14 protein-coding genes are annotated in these 13,929 nt (G+C 68.4%); 2 read left to right on the top strand and 12 right to left on the bottom strand.

Going from position 1 to position 13,929, the window contains the following annotated elements; genetic code table 11:
• Positions 1–43: 43 nt before the first annotated feature.
• From F8O03_RS05690 to hrcA, 4 genes are all read right to left on the bottom strand, one after another.
• Positions 44–394 carry a histidine triad nucleotide-binding protein gene (locus tag F8O03_RS05690; protein WP_151422949.1) on the bottom strand — a complete coding sequence of 117 codons (351 nt, stop codon included), beginning with the start codon at positions 392–394 and terminating at the stop codon, positions 44–46.
• Between the two features lie 9 nt (positions 395–403).
• On the bottom strand, positions 404–1,174 hold the full coding sequence (locus tag F8O03_RS05685; protein ID WP_151422948.1) for a 16S rRNA (uracil(1498)-N(3))-methyltransferase: 771 nt from the start codon (positions 1,172–1,174) through the stop codon (positions 404–406).
• Between the two features lies 1 nt (position 1,175).
• On the bottom strand, positions 1,176–2,261 hold the full coding sequence (gene dnaJ, locus F8O03_RS05680; RefSeq protein WP_151422947.1) for a molecular chaperone DnaJ: 1,086 nt from the start codon (positions 2,259–2,261) through the stop codon (positions 1,176–1,178).
• An 87-nt stretch (positions 2,262–2,348) separates the two neighbouring features.
• Positions 2,349–3,380, bottom strand: a complete 1,032-nt coding sequence (hrcA, locus tag F8O03_RS05675) for a heat-inducible transcriptional repressor HrcA (protein ID WP_104253439.1) — start codon at positions 3,378–3,380, stop codon at positions 2,349–2,351.
• 166 nt (positions 3,381–3,546) lie between these two features.
• On the opposite strand from hrcA, the gene F8O03_RS05670 reads away from it, so the two are divergent.
• A complete protein-coding gene (locus F8O03_RS05670) occupies positions 3,547–4,119 on the top strand; it encodes a DUF4870 domain-containing protein (protein ID WP_151422946.1) in 573 nt (190 codons plus the stop codon).
• A 12-nt stretch (positions 4,120–4,131) separates the two neighbouring features.
• Here the strand turns inward: F8O03_RS05670 and hemW are convergent, their stop codons facing one another.
• The gene (gene hemW / locus F8O03_RS05665) at positions 4,132–5,343 is read right to left on the bottom strand and encodes a radical SAM family heme chaperone HemW (RefSeq protein WP_151422945.1); all 1,212 of its coding nucleotides are present in this window, start codon (positions 5,341–5,343) and stop codon (positions 4,132–4,134) included.
• Between the two features lie 141 nt (positions 5,344–5,484).
• Between hemW and F8O03_RS05660 the strand changes: the two genes are divergently transcribed.
• Positions 5,485–6,438: a TIGR01777 family oxidoreductase gene (locus F8O03_RS05660; RefSeq protein WP_151422944.1), complete on the top strand. Its 954-nt coding sequence runs from the start codon at positions 5,485–5,487 to the stop codon at positions 6,436–6,438.
• A gap of 18 nt (positions 6,439–6,456) precedes the next feature.
• On the opposite strand, the gene F8O03_RS05655 is transcribed toward F8O03_RS05660, so the two are convergent.
• The 7 genes from F8O03_RS05655 to rpsO form a co-directional block, all read right to left on the bottom strand.
• Positions 6,457–6,918, bottom strand: coding sequence for a tetratricopeptide repeat protein (locus tag F8O03_RS05655; protein ID WP_208851792.1), 462 nt, complete (start codon positions 6,916–6,918; stop codon positions 6,457–6,459).
• Entirely contained in the window at positions 6,915–7,652 is a 738-nt protein-coding gene (gene dapB, locus F8O03_RS05650; protein ID WP_151422943.1) for a 4-hydroxy-tetrahydrodipicolinate reductase, read from the bottom strand. The genes F8O03_RS05655 and dapB overlap by 4 nt, the downstream gene beginning before the upstream one ends.
• Before the next feature lie 88 nt (positions 7,653–7,740).
• Entirely contained in the window at positions 7,741–8,340 is a 600-nt protein-coding gene (locus F8O03_RS05645; RefSeq protein ID WP_151422942.1) for a histidine phosphatase family protein, read from the bottom strand.
• Entirely contained in the window at positions 8,340–9,689 is a 1,350-nt protein-coding gene (locus tag F8O03_RS05640; RefSeq protein ID WP_151422941.1) for a M16 family metallopeptidase, read from the bottom strand. The genes F8O03_RS05645 and F8O03_RS05640 overlap by 1 nt, the downstream gene beginning before the upstream one ends.
• Before the next feature lie 144 nt (positions 9,690–9,833).
• Entirely contained in the window at positions 9,834–12,092 is a 2,259-nt protein-coding gene (locus tag F8O03_RS05635; RefSeq protein WP_151422940.1) for a polyribonucleotide nucleotidyltransferase, read from the bottom strand.
• A gap of 259 nt (positions 12,093–12,351) precedes the next feature.
• The gene (gene ppk2, locus F8O03_RS05630) at positions 12,352–13,434 is read right to left on the bottom strand and encodes a polyphosphate kinase 2 (RefSeq protein ID WP_151422939.1); all 1,083 of its coding nucleotides are present in this window, start codon (positions 13,432–13,434) and stop codon (positions 12,352–12,354) included.
• A gap of 126 nt (positions 13,435–13,560) precedes the next feature.
• Positions 13,561–13,830 (bottom strand): 30S ribosomal protein S15, encoded by a 270-nt coding sequence (gene rpsO, locus F8O03_RS05625; protein WP_104253448.1) that lies wholly within the window; start codon positions 13,828–13,830, stop codon positions 13,561–13,563.
• Positions 13,831–13,929 lie beyond the last annotated feature (99 nt).

Raw genomic sequence — 13,929 nt, 5'->3', positions numbered from 1 at the left:
GGCCTCCGGCTGCTGCGGGCCCTGGGGCGATGCACTGTCTTGACTAGGCAAGGGATCCTTCCGAGAGTCCTCCTCCGAGGACATGAGCGTGAACGTGGAAGACGGTCTGGCCCGCGGCCGCTCCCGAGTTGAAGACGAGGCGGAACTCGCTGTCTGTGTGCTGGTCGGCAAGCCCCTGGGCGACCGCGACGAGCTCGGCGAGGAGCTCGGGATCGCCGGCCGCCAGCTGTGCGACGTTCGCGTACTCCTGGGTCTTGGGCACGACGAGGAGGTGCACGGGTGCCTTCGGACTGATGTCCTTGAACGCGATGACCCGGTCCGACTCGAAGACGATGTCGGCTGGGATCTCGCGATGGACGATGCGCGTGAAGATGGACGGCTCTGAACTCGACATGCGACCAGCCTACGACTCGGTGCCCGAGCGGAGCCGCGAGTCCCACGAGCCGCTCAGCGCGAGGATCGCTGCGATGGCCGCCGGTGCGGCGCTCGACGTGCGGAGGACGGCGGCGCCAAGATGGACGCGCCGGGCGCCTGCCGCCTCGAAGACCGCGAACTCGCTGTCGTCGATGCCGCCCTCTGGCCCGACGACGAGGGTGAGGCCGACGCCGCCGGAGGCGGGATCTTCGCCGAGCGCGTCCCGCAGCGAGACGTCGCCGAGTGGGTCCAGCACGAGCAGCGGGCCGTGCGCTGCGAGCCCGGCGACGCTGGCAGTGGTGTGCAGCGGAGCGACCTCCGGCACCCAGGCGGAGAGACTCTGCTTGCTCGCCTCCCTGGCAACGGCGGCCCAGCGCTCTCTGCCCTTCTCGGCTTTCTGATCCCAACGGCTGACGCTGCGCTTCGCCTGCCACGGGACGAAGGCGGCGGCCCCCAGTTCCGTCGCGACTTGCACGGCCAGCTCGTCTCGACCGCCCTTCGCGAGCGCCTGGACGACCGTGACGAGGGGCTTCGGCTCGGGGACGCGCCTCACCCCGACGATGTTCACGACCGCCAGGTCGCGTTCCAGGGCGGCGAGCTCGCCGTCGACGACGAAGCCGCGTCCGTTGCCGAGCTGCACGCGCTCGCCCACGCGCATGCGCGCGACGCCCATGTGCTTGGCCTCCGCCCCGCGGACCTGGGTGACGTCGCCCGGACGAAGCGCCTCGTCGAGGTCCTCAGCGAGGTAGAGCCAGGCCACGTCAGCGGCCGAATCGGTCGCGGAGCTTCGAGAACATCCCCTGCTTCTCTCGCGCGAGACGCGGGGCCTCGTGACGGTGCCGTGTCGCGAACTCCTCGATCAGCTTGCGCGACTTCCCGTCGAGCTTCGCGGGAGTCAGGACCTGCACCGCGATGTCGAGGTCGCCTCGGTGCGTCGAGCGCAGACGGGTGATGCCGCGCCCGCGAACGGTGAGGACCTCGCCCGACTGGACGCCGGCCGGGATCTGCAGGTCGACATCGCCGTCAAGGGCCCCGACCGTGGTCGAGGTGCCGAGGATCGCATCGGCCATAGACACCTCGATGACGCACTGCAGGTCGTCGCCGTCGCGAGAGAAGACCTCGTGAGGTCGGACCCGGATCTCGAGGTACAGGTCGCCGTTCGCTCCGCCAGCCGGACCGGCTTCACCGCGGCCGGGAAGGTGGATGCGAAGCCCGGAGTCGACTCCGGATGGGATGTCGACCGGGATGCTCACGTTGGCGCGAACACGGCCCTGGCCGTGGCACGTCTCGCACGGGTGCTCGATGACGGTTCCGTAGCCACGGCACTGCGCGCACGGCTGGTTCGTGACGACCATGCCGAGGATGGAGCGCACCTGGCGCTGGACGGAACCAGCTCCCCCGCATGCCGAGCACGTCGTGGGCGAGGTGCCAGGAGCGCAGCACGTGCCCTGGCAGTTCTCGCAGGCGACCGCGGTGGTGACCTCGAGGTCGCGGTGCGTGCCGAACATGACCTCGTCGAGGTCGAGCTCGACGCGAACCAGCGCATCCTGACCACGCTCTGCCCGCGACCGCGGACCCCGGGAACCCTGCTGCCCGAAGAAGGTCTCGAAGATGTCCCCGAAGCCCCCGAAGGACTGCCCGTCAGGCCCGCCCTGGTCGTACTGTCTGCGTCGCTCGGTGTCGCTGAGCGTGTCGTAGGCGTGCGTGACGGACTTGAAGCGCTCCGCGGCCTCCTCGGACGGGTTGACGTCCGGGTGCAGCTGGCGGGCCAGCTTGCGGTAGGCCTTCTTGATCTCGTCCTGGGACGCCTCGCGGCTCACGCCGAGCACGTCGTAGTGGTCTGCCAAGAGTGGCGACTCCTTCTTTGCATCTGTGAATGTGTGCCTGCGTTGTCAGGCACCGGGTGCAACCGCCGGCGAGCCGGGCGGTGTCGGTCAGGCGTCCAGGTGTCGTTCGTCGAGCACCCGTGACAGGTAACTCGCAACGACCCGCACGGCCTGGATATTCCGCGGGTAGTCCATTCTCGTCGGTCCCACCACTCCGAGGCGCGCATCGCTGCCGGAGCTGCGATATCCGCTGGTCAGGATGGCCGTCTCGCCGAGGCCGAGGTCGACGTTCTCCTGGCCGATGCTCACCGAGTAGGCCTCGGTGCTGGAGTGCAGCTCGTCGAGCAGCCGCAGCAGCACGACCTGCTCCTCGATGGCCTCGAGCACCGGGAGGATGCTCGATGGGAAGTCGCGTTCCGTTCGAGCGAGGTTGGCGGTCCCTGCCATGACGAGGCGCTCCTGGCGGTGCGCGAGCACGAGCTCGAGCAGGTTGGCCACGACGGGCGCGAAGAGCTCCGCGTCCTGCTCCCCCATGATGCCGCTCACGTCCCTCAGCTCGGTGGATGCGTGCGCGACGGTCCGGCCGACCAGGCGCCCCGCGAGGCGATCTCGGAGCACGTGAAGCTGCTCGACACTCACCTCGGCCCCGAGGTGCCCGATGCGCTGCTCGACGCGGCCGGAGTCGGTGATGAGGACGGTGAGCACCCGCCGACTCGACAGCAGCACGAATTCGACGTGCTGGATCGACGCGTTCGCGAGCGACGGGTACTGCGCGATCGCGACGGAGTTCGTCAGCTGGGCGAGCAGGCGCACCGAGCGCCCGAGCACCTCGTCGACATCCTCGCTGCCCTCGATGAACGTCTCGATCGCGCGTCGCTGCGCTCCCGAGAGCGGACGGAACTCGGCGAGCCGGTCGACGAACAGCCGGTAGCCCTTGTCCGTCGGGATGCGCCCGGAGGACGTGTGCGGCGCGACGATCAGCTCGGCGTCCTCGAGCTGTGCCATGTCGTTGCGGATGGTGGCGGCCGAGACGCCGAAGTCGTGGCGGTCGGCGATCGACTTCGAGCCGACGGGCTCACGGCTCGTCACGTAGTCGGTGACGATGACTCGGAGCACCTGCATGCTTCTGTCCGAAACCACGATGCTCCTTCCGCTGCCGACCGCTGGCCCTCGACGGGGCGCCCATCTGGCACTCCCGGTCAGAGACTGCCAATCCTACCGCGTTCGCTCGCCCGCGGGGGCAGAACGCCCAGGCCGTCACCGAGCAACCGAAATAGCCTGGATGGAAACCGTCGAGAGGAATCCCATGTCCGATCACAACGCACCGAACCCGCAGCCTGGGCACGAGGATCCTGCCCAGCACCAGCCGTACAGCCAGCCCGGCCCGTACGGGCAGCAACCCCCGTACGGCCAGCAGGCACCGTATGGCCAGCAGGCGCCATACGGGCAGCAGCCCCAGTGCAGTCAGCCGCAGTACGGCCAGCAGCAGGCCGGGCCGCACTCGAGCGGTGCAACGACCTCCGAACCGCCGCTGACGGCCGACGGGGACCGCCTCGTCGCAACGTTCGATCACCTGCTCAACATCGTCGCGCCCGCGGTCGGCCCGCTGATCCTCTGGCTCGTGACGCGGCGGCGAGGCTCACTCGCCAACAGCGAGGGCCGCGAAGCCCTCAACTTCGGCATCACCGTCGCGATCGTCTACGTGGGCATCGGGGTCCTCTCGCTGCTGTCCCTGTTCGGCGGACCGTTGGCGCTGCTCGTACCCCTGCTGTACCCGCTGCTCTGGGTCGCCGTCGTCGTGTACGCGATCCTCGGTGCAGTCCAGGCCAACCAGGGACGACCGTACCGCTACCCGGTGACCTTCCGGTTCGTCAGCTGACGAGCGCACGTCTCAGACGGCGATGCGCCTGACGATCGCATCCGCCATGAGGCGGCCCCGCAGTGTGGGCACGAGCCTCCCCTGCAGCGCCGCCCTGCCATCGACGAGCGACTCCGCGATGAGCTCGGCAACCACGCTGGAATCCTCGAGCTCGGAGATCGCGAGCCCTTCGCGCAGTCTCGAACCGAGCATGATGCGCTCGAACCGCTTCGTGTCCTCGTCGAGCACCTCACGCCCCATGGCAGGGGTGATGCCGTCGGCGAGCCTCGACGCGTACGCGCTCGGGTGCTTCGCGTTCCACCAGCGCACTCCGCCGACGTGGCTGTGCGCGCCCGGTCCGAAGCCCCACCAGTCCGCGTCCCGCCAGTAGGACAGGTTGTGGCGCGACGGGTGCTCCCCGCGCAGCGACCAGTTGCTGACCTCGTACCACTCGAAGCCGGCCGACGCCAAGCGCTCCTCCGCGAGCTCGTACATGTCCGCCTGCAGGTCGTCGTCGACGGCGGGCACCTCGCCGCGGCGAATCTGCCTGGCGAGCTTCGTGCCGTCCTCGATGATGAGGGCGTACGCGCTCACGTGGAGCGGCTCCTGGGCGAGGGCCATGTCCAGCGATCGGCGCCAGTCGTCGAGCGACTCCCCCGGCGTTCCGTAGATGAGGTCGAGACTCGGTTCGAGCCCGACCTTCTTGGCGGCTGCGACGACGATCGGGATGCGATCCGGGTCGTGTGTGCGCTCGAGCACGGCCAGCACATGCGGCACCGCCGACTGCATTCCGAAGCTCACGCGGGTCACGCCGGCCTCCCGCAGCTGCGCGAGCTCACGTTCGCCGACCGAGTCCGGGTTCGCCTCCACGGTCACCTCGGCGTCGGGCGCGAGGCCCCAGCGGCTGCGAACGCCATCGAGCATCGCCGCGAGGTCGCTGACCGGGAGGAGGGTCGGCGTCCCACCGCCGAAGAAGACCGTCGACACCTGGCGGGGCGAGCCGCTGAGAACGCGCTCTGCGATCGCCATCTCCTTCTCGACCTCGCCTGCGTAGCTCGAGCGGGATACCCCTCCAAGCTCCTCGGCCGTATACGTGTTGAAGTCGCAGTAGCCACACCTGACTCGGCAGAAGGGTACGTGGATGTACACGCCGAAGTCGCGCGCTTCGGCGCCGATGAGAGCCTGAGTGGGGAGCTCGCCGCTCGGCGGGACGGGCTCGCCCAGAGGCAGGGCGCTAGGCGCCAAGACGGCCGTTCAGCTTGGCCCAGCTCGGGGCGCGAGTCGCGTGATGCACCAGGACAGCCTAGGCGGTATTCGTCGCCACAGCACCCGGACCCCCACCGTGCGTTGCGCTCCCGCCCAACTGAAGGGGCTACCGTCTGAGTCATGAGCAGCCAGGCGACCTCCCACAAGCACGTTCTCGTCTCCGGGGCATCCGGCATGATCGGCCACAGCCTGGTCGAGGAGCTCCACGCGCACGGCCACCGCGTCACGCGGCTCGTGCGGCGCGAACCGAAGGACAGCAGCGAGTTCCGGTGGAACCCCGCGCAGCGCACCCTCGACGCGAGGGTGCTCGATGGAGTGGACGCGGTGGTGAACCTCTCGGGGTCGCCGCTCAGCAAGCTTCCGTGGACCTACAACGTGAAGAAGGAGATCTTCCGGTCGCGCGTGAACGCGACGCTCACGATCACTGCCGCGATGGCAGCGTCGGCGAACCCGCCCACGCTGCTCATCAACGGCTCCGCCTCGGGCGCCTACGGCGACCGGCCCGGCCAGGTCCTCGACGAGGACTCCGCGCTCCCCGAGACCGACGAGTTCCTGCCCCGCGTCGTGGACCGGTGGGAGCGCGCGGCGCAGACGGCGCCGGAGGGCACCCGCGTGGTGCTCGCGCGCACGGGGCTCGTGCTGGGCCGAGGCGGAGTCCTCACCGTCCTCAAGACGCTGGCGAGCGTCGGGCTCCTCTCGCAGCTCGGCGACGGCACGCAGCACTGGCCGTGGGTCAGCCTCCGTGACGAGGTGCGCGCCCTCAGGTTCCTGCTCGAATCCGATGACGCGCACGGCGCCTACAACCTGGTCGGTCCCGCTCCCGCGACGGCCGACGAGATCCAGCAACAGCTGGCGACCGAGCTCGGTCGCCCCTACAAGCTGAAGGCACCGTCGACCCTCATCGACCTCACCCTGCAGAAGGCCGGCCGTGAGCTCTTCCTCGCCGACCAGCAGATCCGGCCGAAGCGCCTCCTCGACGCCGGATTCTCGTTCAAGGACCGGACGGCCGCGCAAGCCGTCGAGCTCGCACTCAAGTCTCCCGAGTTCGAGCCAGAGCCAGGAGCCGGTGTCTGACGTCGATCGGCCCCCGGTTCAGGCCGCCTCGGGGCGCACCTTCTCCAGGCGGATGCCCTGGCGAAGCGCTGACCTCGCACGTTTGCGGTCCCCGGACGCCGAGTAGGCGAGCCCCAGGCGCATCCAGGCTCGCCAGTCGTCCGGGGCGGCTTCGACCTCGGCCTTCCACCTGGGGAAGTCCTCGTCGGCGGCCTCCCGCACGACTCGTCCGCTCGGACGCTTCGGCAGGTCGTCCTCCGGCAGCTCCCCCGCATCAGCGAGGCGCCGGAGCAGGCGCTCCGTCTGCATCCCGAACAGCAGCTCGCGTGCGATGAAGACGACCGCGAGGATCGGAAAGACGATGAGCGCCGCGCCCATGATCTTCGCGACGATATCTCCCGCGAAGAGCGAGACCGCCATGCCCGCGACGAACACGACATAGAGCAGCAACAGCAGCGTGACAGCCGCGACGCCGAGCTTCGTGGCGAGGTTGCGCTTCACGCTCGGCCCAGCAGTTCGCCGAGGCCGAGCACACCGTCGAGGCCGACCGTCGTGCCCTGTGAGGACCTCGCATGCCCGATCGCCAGCGTGATGCCCCGCACGTAGGCCTCCTGCGAGATCGTCTCGTGCCGAATAGTGAGCACCTCACCCGCTCCACCGAGCACGACCTGCTGGTCGGCGACGATGCCCCGCAGGCGCATGCTGTGGATCGGCACGCCAGCGACCAGCTGTCCTCGCGCCTCCTGATCAGCATGCGGTGGGCTCAGAGGGTGCTCCCGCGCTGCGGCGATGCGCTCCGCCGTGCGGACCGCCGTCCCGGACGGCGAGTCGACCTTCTTGTCATGGTGGGCTTCGAGGATCTCGATCGAGTCGAAGAACCGGCCGGCAACGCTCGCCAGCGCCGTGCCGAGCACGGAGCCGAGCGAGAAGTTGGGGACGAACACGGCTGCTCGCCCAGCTGGCACGGCCGCCGCGACGCTCGCGATCCGCCGCTCATCCCAGCCGCTCGTGCCGACGACCACATCGAGCCCATGCTCGAGCGCGAACGGCACCGCGATCTCGGAGGCATCAAGATGCGACACGTCCACGAGCACGTCGGCGCCGAGCATCTCCTCAAGTGGGGTCGCGCTCGTCAGCCCCGCGTGGAGCACAAGCCCCTCCGTCGAGTCGATGATGCGCTCCACAAGGCTTCCCATGCGACCGGATGCGCCGAGCACGGCGACCTGAGTTTCCATGTCTCCAAGGGTACGGGCAACCGCCGACGATCCAGGGCGATGCGGCGAGAGCGTCTGCGCGCGGGGCGAGCCCGAACGCCGCGAGGAGTCAGATGGCGATCGAGGCGCTGACGCCCGTGCGCAGCTCCGGAGTCAGGTGCGACTGGTCGTTGAACAGCAGCAGCTCCGCTGGCTTGCGGGTACGGACGCGCACGACGGTCAGCCCCGTGTTCACCGAGTTGAGCCCGAGCCAGCGCCAGTCCGGGGCGTCGACGACCCTGCGCACGAACTCGCCGATCACGAAGTTGTGCGTCACGAGGAGCGTGTGCCGATCATCGCGGCTCTTGCTGAAGAACGTGTCGTACGCGTCGCTCATCTGCGCCACCCCCGCCTCGATGACCTCGTCGCCGATGCCGCCGAAGAAGCCGTCGTAGATGGAGGGGGCACCGTCCTGTCCGGTGGGGATGCAGTCGAACAGCAGCGTCGACTCGAGAGCCGCCGGCCCGCTCGTGTACTGGTCGATGACCGCGCTCGTCTGCACGGCACGATCAAGCGGCGAGGTGTAGGTCTCGCTGAGCGGGACAGCAGCGAGACGACGGCCGATCAGGTGAGCCTGCGCCCGGCCGCGTTCGGAGAGCGGCCCGTCGTTGATACCGTGCTCTGCGTTCTCCTGCTCGCCGTGCCTGACGAGGTAGAGGTAGTGCGACATCAGCGGCGCTCCAGTTCGGTCCTTGCTTCGGACGACAGCTTACCGACCGCGGATGCGACGAGCTCGCCGCTGAACATGTCGGCGGCGACCGACTGCACCTCGTCGAGCGTCACGGCCTCGACTCGTGACAGTGCGGCCTCGAGATCGTAGAACCGGCCCGTATGGATCTCCGCGCGGCCGAGGCGCGACATGCGGGTGTCCGCGTCCTCGATCGCCAGCGCGGATCCGCCGGCGCTCGCGCTCTTCGCATCCGCCAGTTCCGTGGCCGTCACGCCGTCCTGCACGAGCTTCTCGGCTTCCTGGCGCAGCACTCGGACGGTCTCGAGCACGTTGTCAGGGGCGCATCCGGCGTACATGCCGGTGACGCCCAGGTCTGAGTGGCTTCCCCCGAAGGAGTACACCGAGTACGCGAGCCCCCGCTTCTCCCTGATCTCCTGGAACAGGCGCGATGACATGCCGCCACCGAAGATCCGATGCATGAGGCCGAAGGCCTCCCGGCGTGGGTCGAGCTGGGTGATGCCCTGTCCGCCGATGACCAGCGCCAGCTGCTCGAGCGGGCGGTCGATGGCGGACAGAGGACCGGTGGGCGCGGCTGACCCGTGCTGGAGGGCCGTCTCCCGACGCGCTACGGGGGCGGACGGCACGTCGAGGTCCCATCCTCCGGCTGTCAGGTTCCGCTCGAGCTGTGCCCGGACCTCGTCGTGGTTGACGGCGCCCGCGATCGTCACGACGAGCTCCTCGGGGCGGTAGTGCTGGCGATAGGAGCTCCAGACGGCGTCGCGGTCGGCAGCCCTGATCGAGGCCGGCGTCCCGCCGATGGGTCGCGCGAGCGGATGCGTTCCGAGCAGCGTCTCGTAGAAGCGCTCCCACACGACGTCGTTCGGGTCGTCGTCGGCCATCGCCAGCTCTTCGATGATGACACCGCGCTCGATCTCGAACTCAGCCGCGTCGATCACGCTCGAGGTGATCATGTCGCTGAGCACCTCGACGGCCATCGGCAGGTCCGCGTCACGGACCTTGGCGTGGTAGAGCGTGTGCTCCTTCGCCGTCTGCGCGTTGACCTCGCCACCCACCCGCTCGAACGCGGCCGAGACCTCGAAGGCGGTGCGAGAAGGTGTCCCCTTGAAGAGCAGGTGCTCCAGGAAGTGCGTGGAACCGTACTCGTGGGGCTGCTCGTCGCGCGAGCCGACCGGCACCCACAACCCGATGCTGGAGCTCGCTGCCCCCACGACCTCCTCCGTCAGCAGGCGCACGCCGCTGGGCAGGACGGACCGGCGGAAGAGACCGCCGTTCGACACACGTGCTTCGATCTCGGGAAGGTCAAGTGGCAGTTCAATGGCATCGCGCATAACCAGTCAAGCCTAGAGCGTCGCAGCGGTACGAGCGTCAGCGACGTGGGAACTCCCAGCAGCGACGCGGAAGGGCAGCCGACGGACAGCAAGAAGGCCCCGCGCAAAGATGCGCGGGGCCTTCTCGGTGATACGGGGCCGGAGTTACTCGGCGCCTGCCTCGAGGGCGACGCCCTCTTCAGCTGCTGCTTCCTCGACCACTGGGGCGAGCGAGAGCTTTCCGCGGTCGTCGACCTTGGTGATCTCGACGAGGATCTTCTGGCCGACGCCGAGCACGTCCTCGACGTTCTCGACGCGCTTGCCACCGGCGAGCTTGCGCACCTCGGAGATGTGCAGGAGGCCGTCCTTGCCCGGGAGCAGGGAGACGAAGGCACCGAACGACGCGATCTTTACGACCGTGCCCAGGTACTGCTCGCCGACCTCGGGGTTGGTGGGGTTCGCGATCGCGTTGACCGCTGCGCGAGCGGCCTCGGCGGACGGACCGTCGACTGCGCCGATGTACACGGTGCCGTCGTCCTCGATCGAGATGTCGGCGCCGGTGTCGTCCTGGATCTGGTTGATGACCTTGCCCTTCGGCCCGATCACCTCGCCGATCTTGTCGATCGGCACGCGGACCGAGATGATGCGCGGAGCCGTTGCTGCCAGCTCATCCGGCGTGTCGATGACCGCGTTGATCGCCTTGTCGAGGATCTGGATGCGAGCATCCCGAGCCTGCGTCAGCGCGCCGTCGAGGACCGACGTCGGGATGCCGTCGAGCTTCGTGTCGAGCTGGATGGCCGTCACGAACTCGGCCGTACCGGCGACCTTGAAGTCCATGTCGCCGAGTGCGTCTTCGGCGCCGAGGATGTCGGTGAGGGCGGCGTAGCGCGTCTCTCCGTCGACCTCGTCGGACACGAGGCCCATGGCGATGCCGGCAACGGGCGCGCGCAGTGGCACGCCGGCGTTGAGGAGCGACAGCGTCGAGGCGCAGACCGAGCCCATCGACGTCGAGCCGTTCGAGCTGAGCGCCTCCGAGACCTGGCGGATCGCGTAGGGGAACTCCTCGCGGCTGGGGAGCACCGGCACGATGGCGCGCTCGGCGAGGAAGCCGTGCCCGATCTCGCGACGCTTCGGCGAGCCGACGCGTCCGGTCTCACCCGTCGAGTACGGCGGGAAGTTGTAGTGGTGCAGGTAGCGCTTCGACGTGATCGGCGAGAGCGAGTCGATCTGCTGCTCGAGCTTGAGCATGTTCAGCGTGGTGACGCCGAGGATCTGCGTCTCGCCGCGCTGGAAGATGGCCGAGCCGTGCACGCGAGGCACGACGTCGACCTCTGCGTCGAGCTGGCGGATGTCGGCGACGCCGCGTCCGTCCATGCGCTTGCCCTCGCGGAGGATGCGTCCGCGGACGACGTCCTTCGTGACGGTCTTGTACGCGGCAGATACCTGACCGGCGACGGAGGCGTCGAGCTCTCCGTTTTCGATCTTCGCGGCGATCTGCTCCTTGACGCTCGCCTTGAGAGCGTCGTCCGCGTCCTGTCGCTCGACCTTGCCGGCGATCTGGTACACGTCGACGAGGCCGTCGTGCGAGAGCGCGGTGACGGCGTCGAGCGCCTCCTGCGTGTACGGGAGGAAGACGGGGTACTCGACGACGGGCTTCGCGGCCTGGTCTGCGAGCTCCTGCTGTGCCTTCACGAGCTGCGTGAGGAACGGCTTCGAGGCCTCGAGGCCCTGTGCGACGACGGCTTCATCCGGCTTCTGCGCGCCGGCCTGGATGAGGCCCCACGCGTGCTCGGTTGCCTCGGCCTCCACCATCATGATGGCGATGTCCTCGGTGCCGTCTGCCTTGGTGACGAGTCGGCCTGCGACGGTGAGGTCGAAGACCGCGTCAGCAAGCTGCTCGAACTTCGGGAACGCGACCCACTGGCCGTCGATGAGCGCGAGGCGCACACCGGCGATCGGGCCGGAGAACGGCACGCCGCTCAGCTGCGACGAGAGCGACGCGGCGTTGATGGCGAGGGCGTCGTAGAACTCGCCCGGCGCGATGGAGAGCACCGTGACGACGACCTGGACCTCGTTGCGCAGGCCCTTGACGAAGGACGGGCGCAGGGGGCGGTCGATCAGGCGGCAGACGAGGATGGCCTCGGTCGAGGGGCGACCCTCACGGCGGAAGAACGATCCGGGGATCTTTCCGGCGGCGTAGCTGCGCTCTTCGACGTCGATCGTGAGCGGGAAGAAGTCGAAGTTCTCCTTCGGGTTCTTCGAGATGCTCGTGGCCGAGAGCAGCATGGTCTCGTCGTCGAGGTAGGCGACGGCGGAGCCCTGCGCCTGCTGGGCGAGGCGCCCTGCTTCGAAGCGGATCTTGCGCTGGCCGTGCTTGCCGTTGTCGAGAACGACTTCAGAGAACTTGATTTCGGGACCTTCCAAGAGGTCTCCTCCTTTTGCGTGTGCACGCGAAGGGAAAGCGCGACCGGGTCATCCCGGGCTGATCGTCAGTAGAAGACCTCTGTCTTGTTCGCGCTTCGACGCGAAGCCACGACAGGAACCCACCACCGAGGACCAGCTACTCGCCGCCCCGCGTATCTTGAGTGATTGCGACACCGACTCTACCAGCGGAGTGCGCCGAGCAGCTGGAACCCGTGCGGCGATTGCCGACGGGCCCCGAAACGCTGTGGACGTGGCCCTCTTACTTCTTGCGCGATGCTCGGGGCAGCTCCTTGACGAGCGGGAACTCGCCGGTCGGCTTCTCCCCCTCGTCGTAGAGCTTGCTCGGCGAGCCGACGATCTTCCGGTCGGCTGCGTGCGCGACGCTCTCGTCCTTCGACGGGTAGTCGAACTGCGAGAGGACGTAGCGCATGGCCTCGAGCCTCGCCCGCTTCTTGTCGTTCGACTTGACGACCGTCCACGGAGACTCCGCGGTGTCGGTGTAGAAGAACATCGCCTCCTTGGCCTCGCTGTACTCGTCCCACTTGTCGAGGGAGGCGAGGTCGGTCGGGCTCAGCTTCCACTGTCGCACCGGGTCGTCCCTGCGGGCAGCGAAGCGCGCGAGCTGCTCAGCCCGACCGACGGAGAACCAGAACTTGATGATGGTCGTGCCGGAGTTGACGAGCATCCGCTCGAACTCGGGAGCCGAGCGGGTGAACTCGAGGTACTCCGTCGGCGTGCAGTAGCCCATGACGCGCTCGACGCCCGCGCGGTTGTACCAGGATCGGTCGAGCAGCACGATCTCACCACCGGAGGGCAGGTGCTCGACGTACCGCTGGAAGTACCACTGCGACTGCTCCTTCTCCGTCGGCTTCTCGAGCGCGACGGTTCGGGCGCCCCGGGGGTTCAGGTGCTCCATGAAGCGCTTGATCGCCCCGCCTTTCCCGGCGGCATCGCGGCCCTCGAAGATGATGACGACCTTCTGGCCGGTCTCCTTGACCCAGGTCTGGAGCTTGAGCAGCTCGATCTGCAGCGCGCGCTTCTGCTTCTCGTACTCCTTGCGCGGGAGCTTCGTGTCGTACGGGTAGCCGTGCCGCCAGGCCTCGCCGAGCGGGTCCTCGTCCCGCAGCTCGGCGAGCTCGTCGATCTCGGGCGTCGTGTCCGGGATACCCGCCCGGTTCAGGCGGTAGGCGGTCTGAGCCCCTTGGGTGGCCCTGCGAGAGCGACCGTTCGAGCCGTCGGCAGACTTGCGTGCATCGTCGAGGGCTCCGTCGCCGTCGGATGCGGTCTTTGCCTGGCCCTTTGAACCTGCCTGGTGCTGAGCTGGGGTGCGAGAGGCTGCCATGACGACAGCCTAGTCGCGCCTCAGCGCGCGGTCACCGCGGCAGCGGTCGATCCGCGTCGCACTCGTCCCGCGCTGCGAACGCGAAAAGAGCCCCTGCCGACGGCAGGGGCTCTTCGCAGCAAGTGCTTAGCGGCGGAGGCCGAGTCGTCCGATGAGCGAACGGTAACGCGCGATGTCGACGTCGGCGAGGTAGCCGAGCAGACGACGACGCTGACCCACAAGCAGCAGGAGACCACGACGCGAGTGGTGGTCGTGCTTGTGCTCCTTGAGGTGCTCGGTGAGCTCCTTGATTCGCGTGGAGAGGATGGCAACCTGAACTTCAGGGGAGCCAGTATCACCCGGGTGCGTTGCGTACTCTTCGATGATGGCCTTCTTGCCCTCAGCGCTTAGTGCCATTGACAGACCCCCTTCTCTTTCGTTGCGCGGCGCTCAGCACACAGTGTGCGAGCTCTCTTGATCCGCGGCCGTTTCACGGCAACCGAAAGAGCATATCAG

The organism is Pseudoclavibacter terrae, from assembly GCF_008831075.1.
Lineage (GTDB): Bacteria > Actinomycetota > Actinomycetes > Actinomycetales > Microbacteriaceae > Pseudoclavibacter > Pseudoclavibacter terrae.
This window is presented reverse-complemented; position numbering and strand designations above follow the sequence as displayed.

Excerpts from the sequence above, each read along its gene's own strand:
- F8O03_RS05690 (WP_151422949.1), bottom strand. The coding sequence starts at position 394 with ATGTCGAGTTCAGAGCCGTCCATCTTCACGCGCATCGTCCATCGCGAG.
- ppk2 (WP_151422939.1), bottom strand. The coding sequence starts at position 13,434 with ATGGCAGCCTCTCGCACCCCAGCTCAGCACCAGGCAGGTTCAAAGGGC.
- rpsO (WP_104253448.1), bottom strand. The coding sequence starts at position 13,830 with ATGGCACTAAGCGCTGAGGGCAAGAAGGCCATCATCGAAGAGTACGCA.
- F8O03_RS05645 (WP_151422942.1), bottom strand. The coding sequence starts at position 8,340 with ATGTCGCACTACCTCTACCTCGTCAGGCACGGCGAGCAGGAGAACGCA.
- F8O03_RS05660 (WP_151422944.1), top strand. The coding sequence starts at position 5,485 with ATGAGCAGCCAGGCGACCTCCCACAAGCACGTTCTCGTCTCCGGGGCA.
- F8O03_RS05670 (WP_151422946.1), top strand. The coding sequence starts at position 3,547 with ATGTCCGATCACAACGCACCGAACCCGCAGCCTGGGCACGAGGATCCT.
- dapB (WP_151422943.1), bottom strand. The coding sequence starts at position 7,652 with ATGGAAACTCAGGTCGCCGTGCTCGGCGCATCCGGTCGCATGGGAAGC.
- F8O03_RS05640 (WP_151422941.1), bottom strand. The coding sequence starts at position 9,689 with ATGCGCGATGCCATTGAACTGCCACTTGACCTTCCCGAGATCGAAGCA.